The following is a 16,232-nucleotide window of genomic DNA, read 5'->3' as shown; positions in this document are numbered from 1 at the left end:
ACTCCGATATTCGACCGTGCCGGCTTCAGCCCGGCGCGAACACCCGCGCGGCTTCGACCACTTCATCGATCTGGTCCTGCCGCAGCAGGTCGATCGGAATGCGGCCGTCGAGCTGCGCGGCCGGCCGTGTCAGCCACAGCCAGGTCAGTCTCGGATTGCCGATCAGTGACAGCACGTCGCTGATGCCCGCGACCGGCCTGCCGTCGACGAACTGCGCCAAGGGGAAAACGTGCTTGCGGCCACCCTTGCGCAAGGCGATGACATCGCCGCGCCTTTGCCAGCGATGCAGGGTCGAGCGGGCGATGCGCAAATTCTCTTCCAGATAGGTCGAGCCGGCGACGCGGCCGGCCCAGTCCTCGATCAGCATCGATTCGAGGTCGTCGGACTGCGGCGACGGAGGAAGCGGTTCATCGGCCAGCAAAGCCGTCGACGGATTTGTGGTTCCGGCGGTGCGTGCTTCGCCGCGGCGCGCGGCTTCCGCCGCCAGCGCGCGCACGAATTTCGAGGCAAGGCCGGGAAGATCGGCATGGATGGCGTCGATGGCACGCTGGTGCTTCGGCGACAGCAAGGTGACGGCGGATGCTATGCTGCCGGCGATCTTGCCGACCGAGACCACGGTGGATTGGTTGATGGCCTCGTCATAATGAGCAAGCGCACGTTCGACGTCCTCCGCGACCATCTCCGCGAAGTCATCCTGTCCAAGGCTGGTTGTCTGAAATCTGCTCATGCATCTGTCTTCCGGCCGCGCGCGCTCTCCCCTCAGCCGCGGCCGATTGCTGAATTTCTAGTGCGGAAAACGGAAATCGCGGCGGCAACGAATCGCGCCGCCCGACAGCTTGCTGTCTTGCATCTTTCAACATCCCATCCGACTGCGGCGCCCGAAATGTCAGTCACGGGACACTCTCGATTTCGTGTAGGAGCGACATGTGACAATCACGCGACGGTGAGAAGCGGTCCGCGCAGCGGACGAAAAGCCAATTGCTTGGCTTTTCGAGCTTCGAACGGTGAGGGGCCGGTCCGCCTGCGGGCGGATTAAAAGGTCCGGTGGACCTTTTAAAGGAACCGAACGCCCGAAGGGCTGGGAGCCTGCGAAGGGCTGTGGCGCGGCCGGCTGTTAACAACAGAAGCGCCGGGCTTTCTGCTACAGCAACCCGGCCAGTTCCGCCTCGCGGCGCAGATTCTGCCTTGGCCTTGGACCGATCTGCTGGATCACCAGGCCGGCGGCCAGCGAGCCGAGGTCGCCGCAGGTCTTGAGGTCGCGGCCTTGCGTGTAGCCGTGCAGGAAACCGGCGGCGTAGAGATCGCCGGCGCCGGTCGTGTCGACGAGTTCCCGGATCGCCGTCGCCTGGATGACCACGGTCTCGTCACCGCGCACGATGACAGAGCCTTTTTCGGATCGCGTCACGGCGGCCAGTCTGCAGTCCTTGCGGATCTTGGCCAGCGCCTCGTCGAAGGACGAGGTCTGGTAGAGCGACTTGATCTCGTGGCTGTTGGCAAAGACGATGTCGACCGTGCCCGAGCGCATCAGGTCGAGGAACTCTTCGCGGTAGCGGTCGACGCAGAACGAATCCGACAGCGTCATCGAAACCTCGCGGCCCGCCGCGTGCGCCAGCTTCGCTGTCTGCCGGATCGCTTCCTTGGCGCGCGGCGGATCCCACAGATAGCCTTCGAAATAGGTGACTTTGGCGCCGGAGGCCTTGTCGGCCTCGACATCCTCCGGGCCGAGCTCGACGCAAGCGCCGAGATAGGTGTTCATCGAGCGCTCGCCGTCGGGCGTGACGAAAATCATCGAGCGCGCCGTCGGCGGTTCGCCCGTGAGCGGTTTGGTGTCGAAGGCGACACCTTGCGCATGGATGTCGTGCGCATAGATTTCGCCCAGCGCATCGTTGGAAACCTTGCCGAAGAAGGCGGCGCGTCCGCCGAAGGAGGCGACGCCAGCCGCCGTGTTGCCGGCGCTGCCGCCGGAGGCTTCGATCGCCGGGCCCATGCGGCTGTAGAGCAGTTCGGCGCGCTGCGTATTGATGAGGTTCATCGCGCCCTTGATGATGCCGTTGGTCTCGAGGAATTCCTCCTCGCACTGGGCGATGATGTCGACAATGGCATTGCCGATGCAAAGCACGTCATAATCCGGCATCAATGTCTCCACCAAAAACCTAGAGCAATTCCAGGAAAAGTGCTTAGCGGTTTTCCCACAGGAATTGCGTACAAAGAGAGGGCCGGCTTCTTGCCACGCTCGGGCGGGTCTACAGCATGACCCCGAAAATTGGCAACCGATTTTCTGTCGTGTGATGGCAGCAGCCAGGCGCTACGACAATTCGACCGTGGACGAAGCATTTCTTCGCGGCGTTGCCTAGAACACGCTCGATCACACCCGAAGGCGGCGAACCCCGATGTCTGCAAAGGGCAATACAACCACCGACCTGGCGTTGCTCGGCGTGCTGGCGGTGCTGTGGGGTGCTTCCTACACCTTCATCAAGATCGGCGTCGAGACGATCCCGCCGGTTACCTTCATTGCCGCCCGCACCTTGATCGCCGGCGGCATCCTGTTCGCCATCATCCGCTGGCGCGGGCTCGCCATGCCGCGCGATGCGGCCACGTGGCGCCGCTTCGCCTTCCAGGCCTGCCTCAACAGCGTCATACCGTTCACGCTGATCGCCGCTGCCGAGCGCTCGGTCGATGCCGGTCTGGCCACCATCCTCAATTCCACCTCGCCGATCTTCACCTTCGTCTTTACCGCGCTCATCACACGCCATGAGCCGGTCACGATGCGCAAGCTGATCGGCGTCGGCGCGGGCATTGCCGGCATCTGCCTCATCGTCGGCACCGAGGCGCTGGGTGGTCTCGGTCACGAATTGTGGGCGCAAGTCGCCATCGTCGTCGCAACGATCTGTTACGCCGCTGCCGCGATCTTCGGCCGTGGCTTCAAGGGCCTCGATCCAATGCTGCCGGCGGCAGGCTCAATGCTCTGCGGCGCGGTCATGCTGGTGCCGCTCAGCCTGGTGGTCGACCAGCCCTGGACGCTCACGCCGTCGATGGCGTCGATCTTGGCGCTGCTCAGCCTGTCGGTGTTCTCGACGGCGCTCGCCTTCGTCATCTATTTCCGCCTCATCCACACGCTTGGCTCGGTCGGCACGACGTCGCAGGCCTATCTGCGCGTGCCGATCGGTGTCGGCATAGGTGCTGTCTTCCTCGGCGAAAGCCTGGAGCCAACGGCGTGGCTCGGCATGGGTTTTGTCGTGGTCGGCGTTGCGGCCATGACGATCCCCGTTAGAAAGCCGGCGTTTGCACGCTAGCAATACGCGCTTGTGCTCGAGCCCCGCCCTGCCTATCTCGGGAGCGTCCGCCTTTCCGGCGCTGTCCGCTGACCTCGGGGTTGAAGCACGGTGATTTTCGACGCTGCCCGCACTGCGGCCCTCGAGCTGCTCTCGCCGCCGTTTCGTGCCGTGTTCATCAAGACGCTGGGCCTCACCGTGCTGGCGCTGGTTGCCTTGTGGTTCGGCCTGACCAGCCTTGTCGAGTGGCTGGCCCTGCCATGGCTCCAGACCTTGTTGCCCGGCATACCGTCTTGGGCCGGCTGGCTGGGCGGCATCATCGCGGCAATAGCTCTTGCCTTCGGCATGGCACTGCTCGTCGCGCCGGTCACGGCGGTGATCGCCGGCCTGTTCCTCGACGATGTCGCCGAAGTGGTCGAGCGTACCGACTATCCCCGCGACCCGCCCGGCCGTGCCATGCCGGCGCTGCGCTCGCTGGTGCTGGCGACAAAATTCCTCGGCGTCGTTATAGCAGGCAACATCGTCGCGCTCATGCTTCTGCTGGTGCCGGGCATCAACATCGCCGCCTTCTTCATCGTCAACGGTTACCTGCTCGGCCGCGAATTCTTCGAATTCGCCGCCATGCGCTTTCGCCCGGAGGACGAAGCCAGGGCCTTGCGCCGGCAGTATGCCGGCACAGCCTTTCTCGCCGGGCTGGTCATCGCGGCCTTCCTTGCCGTGCCGCTGCTCAATCTGGTCACGCCGCTCTTCGCCGCCGCCATGATGGTGCATCTGCACAAGGCGGTTTCGGCGCGCGAAAGCCGCCGGTGACAGCCCCTCTTACCCCGGGGATTTGCCGAACAGCGCCTGCAATTTGCCGAACGGCATGGCGGCGCGGGTGAAGCCGAACGTGCCGTCCTGCTGGATTTCGCGCGCCGCCGTCTCCAGCATGCCGTAGGCGAAGTTGGTCAGCCATGGCCCGAGCGAAATGCGCTTCACACCAGCCATCGAAAGATCGGCGATGGTGAAGCCCGGTTTCGCCATGACGTTGACCGGTTTGCCGACCGCCGAGCAGACGGTGCGGACCATCTCGACATCGCCGATGCCCGGCGCATAGAGCACGTCGGCGCCGGCCTTCTCGAAGGCCTGCAATCGCTTGATGGTGTCGTCGAGGTCGGACTTGCCCCAGAGAAAATTCTCGGCGCGCGCCGTGAAGACGAAATCGCGTTTCAGTGCCCGCGCCGCTTCCACCGCTGCCGCGACGCGCTCGACCGCGTGGGAGAAGTCATAGATCGGCTTGTCGGGGTCGCCGGTGTGGTCCTCGATCGAGCAGCCGGCAAGGCCGGCCGCTTCCGCCGCGAAGATGGTTTCGGCGGCCTGCTCGGCGCTGTCGCCCTTGCCTTTCTCGAGATCGGCCGACACCGGCAGGTCGGTCGCCGCCGTCACCTCGCGGCAATGGTGGATCATCTGCTCGAAGGTCACCGCGCCGTCCGGCAGGCCGCGCGAAAAGGCAAAGCCGGCGCTGGTCGTCGCCAGCGCCTTGAAACCGAAGGAACCGAGCAACTTGGTCGTGCCCGGATCCCAGGGATTGGGCATGACGAAGGTCGAGGCATGCAGGTCGCGAAAGATCTTGCCCTTGTCCATGAATGCTCCCCATCATGAATGTCGAGGCGGATGCTATCGCGCTGTCTCCGGCCGGGCAAACGAATGCGCTCGGTTCAGAAGCGTTTCTCGTTCTCTGCTGCCAATTTCTCGAACGCGTCGGAATCCGCGACATAGCGTGCCGCCGTTTTGTCCCAGCGATAGGTTACCGAAATGTCGGCGGAGGCGGCGTGTGGGGGCGGTTCACCACAATCCTCCTCGTTCGGCTCGGTCTTGTCGGTTATGGTGGCTTTGATCGCCGCATAGGGTTGGCCGTCGCTCAGCGACTGGAAAGCCAGGTTCTGCGAGCGTTTGTAGGAACAGACATTTTCGTCGAGCGTGTAGATGATGTCGATCAATTCGAAACGGTCGTTGCGCACCAGAATGACCGGTGTCGACAGATAGCCCTGGTTCGAATTGAAATGCGTGCTTGAGATCATCAGCGCATCATCATCTGCGCCCAGGGAGAGTTTGCCGGGACTGCGAAAGAAGGTGAAGCGGTCGGTCGCCACATTGACGGCATCGAGCAGTTTGGGTTTGCCGGTAAGATCGTAAAGCGCCAGCACGGCATAGCCCTCGGCGCTGTCGGGTGACTCGCCGAGATCGACCAGCATGGCCAGCCGGTCCTTGCCGCCGGCCTTCAGGGCGAGCACTGCGGCGCTGAAAACGCTCGACGCTTCCGGCGGCGAGGTGTCATTGTCGGGACCGGCGATGTGCCGCATCTGGATCGGCGAGGAGCCGACATAATAATCCTCCTTCGCCGTCAAATCCGGGATGAACATCCGGACAAGATCGGCATAGGTGGTGTCGGCGTGGCCAACGATGGATTTGCCGAGGTCCGGGTTGGCGGTGTCTTCGGCGCCAGCCGTGCCCCACAGCAATGGCAGCAGCAGGCAGGCAAAGGCGAGGCGATGCAAAAATCCTGACATGCTGAATGTCGTCCCCCGCCGCAAGCACCCGCAAAGCTAGCATAGCTTACAGAACCGTACAGCTCGCCCGTCGAACCCGGGCAATCAGTGGATCGGCACCAGCCCGGCCAGTTCGCGCATGTCGTCGAACAGGATGCCGCCGGCCTGGATCAGGCCATCGCGGTCGGAATAGGGGTCGCCGTGATAGGAAAACACCCGCATCCCGGCGGCTATGCCGGCCTGTGTGCCGGCGACGCTATCCTCGATGACGATGCAATCGGCGGGCGCGAAGCCCATGGTCTTGGCCGCATAGAGGAACAGGTCGGGGAACGGCTTGCCGCGCCCGACCATGGTCGACGAAAACATCGCATGCTCGAACAGCGGCAACAGCCCGGTCTGGCCAAGCGTGATGTGCATCTTCGAAATCCTGGCCGAGGTGGCGACGCAATAGGGGATGCCGGCCGCGCGGATCGCCTCGATGAACTCCCGCACATAGGGGATCGCGTCGACGCCATGGGAAAACAGGTCCGGCAGGCCGGCATTCCAGCGATCGACGAAATCGGCGCCGAGCCGAACCTCGGTCTGCTCTTCGATTTCCTTCTGCACCGAGAGCATGCTGCGACCGGAGAAATTCTTGCGGCAATATTCGAAGTTTGTCGGACAGCCGGCCGCGCTCAGCCATTCGGCAAGGCGCCGGTTGGCCAGGTTCTCCGTGTCGACGAGAATGCCGTCGCAGTCAAAGATAACAAGTTTAGGTATTGGCATCAGGCGGTGCCGGTCGATCCGAACCCGCCCGAACCACGCGCCGTGCCGCCGGCGAGCGAGCGCTCTTCGACACCGGCCTGCGTTACAACAGCGAAAACGATCTGGGCGATGCGCATGCCGCGCGTCACCGCAAAATCCTCATCGCCGAGATTGATCAGCAGCACCTTCACCTCGCCGCGATAGTCGCTGTCGACCGTGCCGGGCGAATTGAGGACGGTGAGGCCGTGTTTGAAAGCAAGGCCGGAGCGTGGCCGCACCTGGCCTTCCATGCCTTCGGGGATTTCCAGGATCAGCCCGGTCGGCACCAGAGCGCGTTTGCCCGGCAGGATCAGCAGCGGCCGGTCGTCGGGCACAGCCGCGCGCAGATCCATGCCGGCGGCGCCGGCGCTTTCATAGGCGGGGAGGGGTAGTCCTTCGGCGTGCGGCAATCTGACAAAGCCGACGGTCGGACCGATGACGGAGGAGTTTTGAAGGGCTGCGCGCATAAAATCGATCCTATCGGCGCGAATGCCGATTCGGTCAATTCGCCCGCACCGCTATCAACGGCTTTCTTTCGGGCATCACTATGACCCTGAGCTCGTCTCAGCGCAGTTCCATCGGAACAACCGTCGTCTCCTTGATCTCTTCCATCACGAAGGAGGCGGAGACATCGGACAGCGCCACCTTGGCGATCAGCCGCTGGTAGAGCCGGTCATAGGCCTTCACGTCGGCGACGCGGGCGCGCAGGACATAGTCGAGGTCGCCCGACATGCGGTAGACGCCGGTGATCTCGGGAAAGGCGGTCACCGCTGCCCGGAATTTCTGCAGCCAGTCCGGATCATGGTTGGACGTGCGGATCAGGATGAACACCGACAGGCCAAGCCCGAGCTTTTCGGCGTCTACCAGCGCCACGCGGCCGGTGATGACGCCATCCTCCTCCAGCCGCTTGACCCGCCGCCAGCAGGCATTGCGCGACAGGGCCACGCGTTCCGACAGCTGGTCGACCGACAGCGTGCCGTCGCGTTGCAATTCGGCAAGCAATTTTCGGTCGATTTCATCGATGTCCGGCGCCATATTGGGATATTTGTCCCATGAAATGGCAAAAGACAAGGATATTTTGAGACCGATGAACCGGCGAAGCGTGTCAGGATACTCATATCTGAACGCAAGCGCTGAAGGGGGCCTCAATGTCGCTCGCAAGGATTTTCACCTCTCATCCGGCCAAGGTTGGCGAAACCTATTTCGGCCACATGGGTTTTGCCGCCTGGTTTTCCTCGCGTTTGCTGATGGCGGCGGGCGCCGCGCTCGTTCACGCTTTCTTGCCATTTCTGTTCGAGACTACGGCCAGCCGAATCGTCCGCGAGCTTTACGAGCGGACGCACAACAGAGGCACACACGCGACCAGGGAGCCGGCGGCTCTTCTGGATCGCGCCTAGAGGACGACAGAAGCGATGTGCCGGTGGGCGGCCTATCTCGGTGAAGCGGTCTTTCTCGAAGACATTCTGACCGCGCCCTGTCACTCGCTGATCGCCCAGAGCCACTGCGCCCAGGAAGCCAAATCGCCGACCAATGGCGACGGTTTCGGCCTTGCCTGGTATGACGACCGGCCGGAACCCGGTCTCTATCGCGATATCCTGCCGGCCTGGTCCGACCCCAATCTGAAGAGCCTGTGCCGGCAGATCAAATCCGGCCTGTTCCTCGCCCATGTGCGGGCCTCCACCGGCGGCGCCACCAGCCGCATGAACTGCCATCCCTTCATCTCCGGTCCCTGGTCGTTCATGCATAACGGCCAGATCGGCGGCTTCGAGAAAATCCGCCGCCCACTGGAGAATTCATTGTCCGACGCCGTCTTCGACCAGCGCGAAGGCACCACCGATTCCGAACTCTTCTTCTTGCTGATGATCGACGAGGGATTGGCCGGCGATCCGCAAGGCGCGGTGTCGCGCGCCACCAGCCGCGTGCTCGAAGCCTCGCGCCGCGCCGGCCTCGAACCGGCGCTGAAACTCACCGCCGCCTTCTCGGACGGTCAGGCGCTGCACGCGGTGCGCTACGCTACCGACGCCCACGCGCCGACGCTCTACACTTCCGTTTTGCGCAGGGGCGGCCGCTGCATCGTCTCCGAGCCGTTCGATCGTGAAGGGGGCGACTGGCAGGCGATCCCGCCATCGAGCTTTGTCACTATGACTGGGGATGGCATTGCTATTCGCCCGTTCGCTCCGGCTGCGGCGAAGCTGGCGCTGGTCGGATAATCTAAGTCGGAAACGCCGCGGGCCAGCGCCCCTCTCTGTCCTGCCGGACATCTCCCCCCACTTGGGGGAGATTGGCTGTCATCTCGGCTTTCGCCAATCTCCAACGTTGCAGGACTGACCACAGCGCTGAAGCTGCCAATCTCCCCACCCGTGGGGGAGATGTCCGGCAGGACAGAGGGGGGCGCCGTAGAGCACTGGCCTACCGGCGCAATTTCGATCAAACGCGGCCAATCTTCTGATGCTCAACTCCGCTTGAAGTCGCGCCGCTGCCCACCATTTTCCAGGCAAGTGCGGCCAAGTCGGAGCCTTTGATCATGGACCTCGCCTTTTCCTCGACCATTGAACTGGCTGCCGCCATCGCCCGCCGCAAAATCTCCGCCGTCGAAGCAATCGACGCCCATCTGGCGCAGATCGATAGCCACAATCAGGCGATCAACGCCGTCATCTCGCTCGACAGGGAAGGCGCGTACGAACGCGCTGGAAAGGCCGACGCAGCACTCGCGCGCGGCGCCACGCTCGGACCGCTACATGGCGTTCCCTTCACGCTGAAGGATACGCACGAAACCGCTGGCATGAAAACCACGGTCGGCTTTCCGCTCTTCGCCGATCATGTCGCCAAACACGACAGCCCGGTCGTTGCCAGGCTGAAGGCGGCCGGCGGCGTGCTGATGGCCAAGACCAATGTCGCGACGATGCTGTCGGACTGGCAGTCGAACAATCCGTTGTTTGGCTGCACCGGCAATCCCTGGAACCTTGAGCGCACCGCCGGCGGGTCCAGTGGTGGTGCCGCAGCGGCGGTGGCGGCCGGCATGACACCCTTCGACATCGGCACCGACATGCAGGATTCGATCCGCCTGCCCGCCGCCTTCTGCGGTGTCTACGGCTTGAAACCGACAGAGCATCGCGTCTCGCTGGCCGGCGCCTTCCCCGATCCGGGTGGTGCGGCGCGAAGCGTGCGGCTGATGTCCTGCCTCGGACCGCTGGCGCGCAGCGTCGACGATCTGGCGTTGATCTATCGGATCATCGCCGGGCCGGACGGGCGCGACACCGATCTCGCACCGGTGCCGGTCGAGGCCATGCCAAAGCTCGACCTCAAGGCACTCCGCATGGCCTTCGCGCCGTCCTTTCCCGGCTTCCCGGTGGCCGGCGACATCAGTGCCGCGGTTGAAAATCTCGCAAAGCAGCTGCAATCGGCCGGCGCGATCGTCCAGGAAGCCAACCTGCCCAAGCTCGATCTGCACGACGATCTCGCCCAGGGCGGCGCACTGATCGGCATGATGATGGAGGCCGCGCAGCCCGAACCGCCGGAGCAGCCGACGTCAGTCTCGCGCTGGTTTGAGGCGCTCGCCCGCCGCGACAAATCCATTCTCGCCTGGGAACAGTTCTTCGAAAACTGGGATGCGCTGCTCTGCCCTGTCGCCATGACCACGGCCTTCCCGCATTGCGAGCCGGGCACGCCGATCAAGGTCGACGGCAAGGACCAGAGCTACTGGATGCTGCCGGCTTATGGCGCCGTCTTCAACTACAGCAGCCATCCAGCACTTTCGATGCCGTGCGGGCAGGACGACGACGGCTTGCCGATCGGCCTGCAACTGGTCGGCAAGCGCTGGTCGGAATCGCGGCTGCTTGGTATTGCGGCGGCGATCGAGCCGCTCACCGGCGGCTTCTACCGTCCGCCCGGCTACTGAGCAAAGCGTGACAACCCATAGGGCGAAAGCAGCGGATCGCGCTCGCCGTCAAGGATTTCCCGTGTGGCGAACAGGCCGACGGCCGGCGCCAGCGTGATGCCGGAGTGCATGACAGCGACATAGAGCCCATCCATGCCTTCGGCGCGGCCGATGATCGGAAAGCCGTCGATCGGATTGGGGCGGTAGCCGATGGTATGGAAATCGAGTTCCAGCGCCTCGGCGCCACGCAATGCTGCTTTCGTGACCGCGAACAGCGCGCGGGCGGTCGCTTCGGCGTCCACACCTGGATCGCCGCCGGCGAAATCCGAGCCGGCGATGATGCGGCCCTCGGCGGTCTGGCGCATGTGCAGCCTCTCGGCGTGCACCAGCCCATTGAGCAGCCTTTTGTATGGCCGCGAATGGACGATCAGACCCGGCGGCGTCTCGATCGGCAGCTTGATGCCGGCCGTCGCGGCAATATCCGGAGAGCCGACGCCTGCGGCGATCACCACCTCGTCGGCGGCAACCAGCCCATGCGATGTGTCCACGCCGCTAATCCTGCCGCTGCTCTGGGCCAGCGCGGTCACCGTGCCGGAGAGAATGCGCGCGCCTTGCCGCGCTGCGTCCGCCAGCAGCGCCTTCGCGGTAGCCACCGGCTCGGCGACACCTTCCTCAGCGATATGCAAGGCAAAATCTGGAGGCTCGGCGAGATTGGGCTCAATGCGTGCCACCTGCTCTCGGCCAACCCGCTCGATGCCGTAGCCCCAGGCCGAATGCTCGTCCGCGTAGGCTTCGAGCCTGTCCGCCGGCAGGTCCCAGTTCAGGCCGCCGCACCAGGCCAGCGGCAGGCCGGGCAAATCATTTGCAAGTCGCTTCCACTCGGCCATGGCACGGATGCGCAGCCGGAAATAGGTTTCCGGATTGCCCCAACTGGCGTTGATCCAGGCAAACGAATTCGGCGTCGCCACGCCGCCCGGCGCGCTATCGGCAATGATCGTCACCTGCGCACCAGCCCTGGTCAGATGCCAGGCGATCGAGGCACCAATAATGCCGGCGCCGATGACGATGATTTGTTTCGACGCAGCCATGGTCACTCCTCTGTCTCGTGATTCCAAGGGATGTTCATCCAAGTGGCATTCCCATGGCCGCTTGCCAATGGCGAAATACGCGGCTCTCGGCCGTTGCTGGCCGAGAGACGGCATCCGGCGGCGTCTGCGCCGCCGGGGCGGTCGACAGCCCGGCACTACGCTGCTAGAAGCCCGGCCTGTCACACGGAAATCCCAGAGAATGCCCGAAACAATACCAGAGGAAGTGGCGCGCCGCCGCACCTTCGCGATCATCGCGCACCCAGACGCCGGCAAGACGACGCTCACCGAAAAGCTGCTGCTGTTCGGCGGCGCCATCCAGCTCGCCGGCGAGGTCAAGGCCAAGAAGGACAAGATCCAGACCCGCTCCGACTGGATGAAGATCGAGCGCGAGCGCGGCATTTCGGTCGTCACCTCGGTGATGACCTTCGAATATGAAGACAATGTCTTCAACCTGCTCGATACGCCCGGCCACGAGGATTTCGCCGACGACACCTATCGCACGCTGTCGGCGGTCGACTCGGCCGTCATGGTCATCGACGCCGCCAAGGGCATCGAGCCGCGCACGCTGAAGCTGTTCGAGGTTTGCCGGCTGCGCGACATCCCGATCATCACCTTCGTCAACAAGATGGACCGCGAAAGCCGTGATCCCTTCGAGATCCTCGACGAGATCGAGCAGAAGCTGGCGCTGGACACCGCCCCCATCACCTGGCCGATCGGCCGTGGCAAGACTTTCTCCGGTACCTATCATCTGGCGCTGAACGCGGTGCGCAAGGGCGATGACGAGAAGGAACGCACACCGGTCAACGGTCCCGATTCCAACCGCGTCGCCGGCCTGCTGCCGGAAAACGAGCGCGAGGCCTTCATCGAGGAACTGGAACTCGCGCGAGAAGCGTGCAGACCCCTTGATATAGAAGCCTTTCGCGAGGGCCATCTGACGCCGGTCTATTTCGGCTCGGCGCTGCGCAATTATGGCGTGCGCGACCTGATCGAGGCGCTCGGCGCCTTCGGCCCGCCGCCGCGCGCGCAGGAAGCCGACACGCGCAAGGTCGAGGCGACGGAGGACAAGATGACCTCCTTCGTCTTCAAGATTCAGGCCAATATGGACCCCAACCATCGCGACCGCATCGCTTTCGTGCGCGTCTGCTCGGGCAAGCTCGAGCGCGGCATGAAGGCCAAGCTGGTGCGTACCGGCAAGCCGATGAGCCTGTCGGCGCCGCAATTCTTCTTCGCCCGCACCCGCGTCACGGCGGACGAAGCCTTCGCCGGTGACGTCGTCGGCATTCCCAATCACGGCACGCTGCGCATTGGCGACACGCTGACCGAGGGCGAGGAGATTCTTTTCAGGGGCGTGCCGAATTTCGCCCCGGAAATCCTGCGTCGTGTGCGCCTGGGTGACGCGATGAAGGCCAAGAAACTCAAGGAAGCGCTGCACCAGATGGCCGAAGAAGGCGTCGTGCAGCTGTTCTCGCCGGAGGATGGCTCACCGGCCATTGTCGGCGTCGTCGGCGCCCTGCAGCTCGACGTCTTGAAGGAGCGGCTGAACTTCGAGTACACGCTGCCGGTCGAATTCGAGATGTCGCGGTTTTCCGTCTGCCGCTGGATATCCGCTGACGACAAGGCTGAGACGCTTCGCTTCATCGAAGCACATCGCGGCGACATCGCCAGGGATCTCGACAACGACCCGGTGTTTTTGGCCCAGCACGCCTTCTCGCTGAACTACGAAGCCGAGCGCTGGAAAGCGATCCGCTTCGCCACGATCAAGGATTATCAGGTCCGCGACAAGGCGGCGTAAAGTTCTCCCTTCTCCCCGTTCACGGGGAGAAGGTGCCCGAAGGACGGATGAGGGGCAGCGCAGACCTCAAGGACTAGCGGCCTGACATGCGTCTCCGGCCCTTCGCAAGGCTCCCAGCCCTTCAGGCGTTCAGCCCCTTCAAAAGGTCCACTGGACCTTTTGATCCGCCCGAAGGCGGACCGGGTCTTCACCGTTCGAAGCTCGAAAAGCCAAGCAATTGGCTTTTCGTCCGCTACGCGGACCGCTTCTCACCCTCTCGCCGCCTCTTCGATCTTGGCGATGTCGATCTTGCTCATCTGCATCATCGCTGACATCACCCGGCCGGCCTTGGCCCGGTCCGGATCCAGAAGCAGGCGCGGCAATTGCTCCGGCACGACTTGCCAGGAGACGCCAAACTTGTCCTTCAGCCAGCTGCATTGCGACGGTTCCCCGCCACCTTCGATCAGCTTGTCCCAGAAATAATCCACCTCTTCCTGCGTCTTGCAGTCGATCGACTGCGACATCGCTTCGTTGAACTTGAATTGCGGTCCGCCGTTGAGCGCCTGGAACTGCACGCCGTCGAGTTCGAACGTGGTCACCAGCGCCTTACCTTCATCGGCGTGGCCTTTTGGCCAACGCATCACGCTCAGTACCTTCGAATTTTTGAAGATGGACACGTAGAAATTCATCGCCTCTTCGGCCTGGTCGTTGAACCACAGGCAGGTGGTGATCTTTTGCATGTCGTGCTCCTCCGTTTGCTCTTTGCTGTTGCGGTGAAACGGCTGACTCCGAGAATGGTGCCATTTCCGTGCCGTCTGCCCAAGGACGGCCGTGCGGCACGCAATCCGACAGCGGCCTGCGATTTTTTACGGCATCCGGTTTTTCGAGGAATCTGGCGCATTGCAAAATTGTGGCCAGACCATACTTGCGCGTCTATAAAGCCAGCGATCCGAACTCAGCTCCGCCGCGCCATTCCTCGGCTGCGGCCAGCCACCAAGGAAAAAACATGCCCGCCTATCGCTCCCGCACCACCACCCATGGCCGCAACATGGCCGGCGCCCGCGGCCTCTGGCGCGCCACAGGCATGAAGGACAGCGACTTCGGCAAGCCGATCATCGCGGTGGTCAACTCCTTCACCCAATTCGTGCCGGGCCATGTCCATTTGAAGGACCTCGGCCAACTGGTCGCGCGCGAGATCGAGAAGGCCGGCGGCGTCGCCAAGGAATTCAACACCATCGCCGTCGATGACGGCATCGCCATGGGCCATGACGGCATGCTCTATTCGCTGCCGTCGCGCGAGCTGATCGCCGATTCCGTCGAATACATGGTCAACGCCCACTGCGCCGACGCCATGGTCTGCATCTCCAATTGCGACAAGATCACGCCGGGCATGCTGATGGCCTCGTTGCGCCTCAACATCCCGACCGTCTTTGTTTCAGGCGGGCCGATGGAGGCCGGCAAGGTGGTGCTGGCCGGCAAGACGCAGGCGCTCGATTTGGTCGATGCCATGGTCGCGGCCGCCGACGACAAGATCTCCGACGAGGACGTCAAGGTCATCGAACGCTCGGCCTGCCCGACCTGCGGTTCCTGCTCGGGCATGTTCACCGCCAATTCCATGAACTGCCTGACCGAGGCGCTCGGCCTGTCGCTGCCCGGCAACGGCTCGACATTGGCGACGCACGCCGACCGCAAGCGGCTGTTCGTCGAAGCCGGCCATCTAATCGTCGATCTCGCCCAGCGCTATTATGAGCAGGACGACGAAACGGCGCTGCCGCGCAGCATCGCGTCGAAAGGCGCCTTCGAGAATGCCATGACGCTCGACATCGCCATGGGCGGCTCGACCAACACCGTGCTGCACATCCTGGCCGCCGCGCATGAGGGCGAGGTCGACTTCACCATGGAGGACATCGACCGGCTGTCGCGGCGGGTGCCGGTGCTCTGCAAGGTCGCGCCGGCCAAGTCCGACGTCCATATGGAAGACGTCCACCGCGCCGGCGGCATCATGGCGATCCTGGGCCAGCTCGACAATGCCGGGCTGCTCAACCGCGACCTGCCGACGGTGCACACCGCCAGCCTCGGCGAGGCGCTCGATCATTGGGATATTTCCCGCACCTCCAGCCAGAATGTCCGCGACTTCTTCCTCGCCGCTCCCGGCGGCGTGCCGACGCAGGTCGCCTTCAGCCAGGACCGCCGCTGGGACGATCTCGACCTCGACCGCGAGAAGGGTGTCATCCGTTCGGCGGAAACGCCGTTCTCGAAGGATGGCGGTCTTGCCGTGCTGAAAGGCAATCTGGCAGTCGACGGCTGCATCGTGAAGACGGCGGGGGTCGACGAGTCGATCCTGAAGTTCACCGGCCCGGCGCGGGTCTTCGAAAGTCAGGACGCCTCGGTCAAGGCAATCCTGTCGAACGAGATCAAGGCCGGCGACGTCGTCGTCATCCGCTATGAGGGTCCGCGCGGCGGCCCCGGCATGCAGGAAATGCTCTATCCGACCAGCTATTTGAAGTCGAAAGGCCTCGGCAAGGCCTGCGCGCTGGTCACCGACGGCCGCTTCTCCGGCGGCACGTCGGGCCTGTCTATCGGTCATGCGTCGCCGGAAGCCGCCGAAGGCGGCACGATCGGGCTGGTGCAGGAGGGCGACACGATCGAGATCGATATCCCCAACCGCACCATCCGTCTTGCCGTCAGCGACGCCGAACTTGCAGCGCGCCGCGCGGCGATGGTGGCCAGGGGTGCCTTGGCCTGGAAGCCCGAGGAAAAGCGCAAGCGCAAGGTGACGACCGCACTGCGCGCCTACGCCGCCTTCGCCACCAGCGCCGACAAGGGCGCGGTGCGGCACGTGCCGGAGTGAGGTAGTTTCTTCCTTCTCCCCTTGTGGGAGAAGGTGTCGCCGCAGGCGACGGATGAGCAACT

The 16,232-nt window shown here is 63.7% G+C and carries 16 protein-coding genes; 7 read left to right on the top strand and 9 right to left on the bottom strand.

The annotated features are described in order from the left end of the window. Positions 1–25 precede the first annotated feature (25 nt). Both AC56QX_RS02370 and AC56QX_RS02365 read right to left on the bottom strand, forming a co-directional pair. Complete coding sequence (locus tag AC56QX_RS02370; protein ID WP_497113539.1) at positions 26–727, bottom strand: antitoxin Xre/MbcA/ParS-like domain-containing protein; 702 nt, start codon at positions 725–727, stop codon at positions 26–28. Positions 728–1,141: 414 nt separating this feature from the next. Continuing rightward, positions 1,142–2,134, bottom strand: a complete 993-nt coding sequence (locus tag AC56QX_RS02365; protein WP_497113538.1) for an adenosine kinase — start codon at positions 2,132–2,134, stop codon at positions 1,142–1,144. A 256-nt stretch (positions 2,135–2,390) separates the two neighbouring features. Between AC56QX_RS02365 and AC56QX_RS02360 the strand changes: the two genes are divergently transcribed. After that, positions 2,391–3,293, top strand: coding sequence for a DMT family transporter (locus tag AC56QX_RS02360; RefSeq protein WP_497113537.1), 903 nt, complete (start codon positions 2,391–2,393; stop codon positions 3,291–3,293). Positions 3,294–3,383: 90 nt separating this feature from the next. Beyond that, complete coding sequence (locus tag AC56QX_RS02355) at positions 3,384–4,082, top strand: sulfate transporter family protein (RefSeq protein WP_497113536.1); 699 nt, start codon at positions 3,384–3,386, stop codon at positions 4,080–4,082. Between the two features lie 9 nt (positions 4,083–4,091). On the opposite strand, the gene AC56QX_RS02350 is transcribed toward AC56QX_RS02355, so the two are convergent. The 5 genes from AC56QX_RS02350 to AC56QX_RS02330 all read right to left on the bottom strand — a co-directional run bounded on the left by AC56QX_RS02350 (position 4,092) and on the right by AC56QX_RS02330 (position 7,618). Continuing rightward, complete coding sequence (locus AC56QX_RS02350; protein ID WP_497113535.1) at positions 4,092–4,895, bottom strand: isocitrate lyase/PEP mutase family protein; 804 nt, start codon at positions 4,893–4,895, stop codon at positions 4,092–4,094. A gap of 74 nt (positions 4,896–4,969) precedes the next feature. Further along, entirely contained in the window at positions 4,970–5,821 is an 852-nt protein-coding gene (locus AC56QX_RS02345) for a hypothetical protein (protein ID WP_497113534.1), read from the bottom strand. Between the two features lie 84 nt (positions 5,822–5,905). Further along, the gene (locus tag AC56QX_RS02340; RefSeq protein ID WP_497113533.1) at positions 5,906–6,565 is read right to left on the bottom strand and encodes an HAD family hydrolase; all 660 of its coding nucleotides are present in this window, start codon (positions 6,563–6,565) and stop codon (positions 5,906–5,908) included. After that, a complete protein-coding gene (dut, locus tag AC56QX_RS02335; RefSeq protein ID WP_497113532.1) occupies positions 6,565–7,050 on the bottom strand; it encodes a dUTP diphosphatase in 486 nt (161 codons plus the stop codon). Before dut ends, AC56QX_RS02340 begins: the two co-directional genes overlap by 1 nt. Positions 7,051–7,147: 97 nt before the next feature. Then, the gene (locus tag AC56QX_RS02330; protein WP_497113531.1) at positions 7,148–7,618 is read right to left on the bottom strand and encodes an Lrp/AsnC family transcriptional regulator; all 471 of its coding nucleotides are present in this window, start codon (positions 7,616–7,618) and stop codon (positions 7,148–7,150) included. A gap of 113 nt (positions 7,619–7,731) precedes the next feature. Between AC56QX_RS02330 and AC56QX_RS02325 the strand changes: the two genes are divergently transcribed. The 3 genes from AC56QX_RS02325 to AC56QX_RS02315 all read left to right on the top strand — a co-directional run bounded on the left by AC56QX_RS02325 (position 7,732) and on the right by AC56QX_RS02315 (position 10,481). Next, entirely contained in the window at positions 7,732–7,980 is a 249-nt protein-coding gene (locus tag AC56QX_RS02325) for a DUF6356 family protein (RefSeq protein ID WP_475453956.1), read from the top strand. Positions 7,981–7,995: 15 nt separating this feature from the next. Further along, positions 7,996–8,793: a class II glutamine amidotransferase gene (locus AC56QX_RS02320; protein ID WP_497113530.1), complete on the top strand. Its 798-nt coding sequence runs from the start codon at positions 7,996–7,998 to the stop codon at positions 8,791–8,793. A 314-nt stretch (positions 8,794–9,107) separates the two neighbouring features. Beyond that, positions 9,108–10,481, top strand: coding sequence for an amidase (locus AC56QX_RS02315; RefSeq protein ID WP_497113529.1), 1,374 nt, complete (start codon positions 9,108–9,110; stop codon positions 10,479–10,481). Here AC56QX_RS02315 and AC56QX_RS02310 read toward each other — a convergent pair. Further along, complete coding sequence (locus AC56QX_RS02310; protein ID WP_497113528.1) at positions 10,475–11,548, bottom strand: NAD(P)/FAD-dependent oxidoreductase; 1,074 nt, start codon at positions 11,546–11,548, stop codon at positions 10,475–10,477. The two genes, AC56QX_RS02315 and AC56QX_RS02310, sit on opposite strands and share 7 nt — an antisense overlap. 199 nt (positions 11,549–11,747) lie before the next feature. Between AC56QX_RS02310 and AC56QX_RS02305 the strand changes: the two genes are divergently transcribed. Then, the gene (locus AC56QX_RS02305) at positions 11,748–13,340 is read left to right on the top strand and encodes a peptide chain release factor 3 (protein WP_477440999.1); all 1,593 of its coding nucleotides are present in this window, start codon (positions 11,748–11,750) and stop codon (positions 13,338–13,340) included. 248 nt (positions 13,341–13,588) lie between these two features. Here the strand turns inward: AC56QX_RS02305 and AC56QX_RS02300 are convergent, their stop codons facing one another. Further along, a complete protein-coding gene (locus tag AC56QX_RS02300) occupies positions 13,589–14,059 on the bottom strand; it encodes a VOC family protein (protein WP_497113526.1) in 471 nt (156 codons plus the stop codon). 266 nt (positions 14,060–14,325) lie between these two features. Between AC56QX_RS02300 and ilvD the strand changes: the two genes are divergently transcribed. Then, on the top strand, positions 14,326–16,170 hold the full coding sequence (ilvD, locus tag AC56QX_RS02295) for a dihydroxy-acid dehydratase (RefSeq protein WP_497113525.1): 1,845 nt from the start codon (positions 14,326–14,328) through the stop codon (positions 16,168–16,170). Positions 16,171–16,232 lie beyond the last annotated feature (62 nt).

The sequence above is a fragment of the Mesorhizobium sp. RCAM 06353 genome (assembly GCF_059683585.1).
Note: the sequence above shows the minus strand (reverse complement) of the source record. Positions and strands in the feature narration are given on the sequence as shown.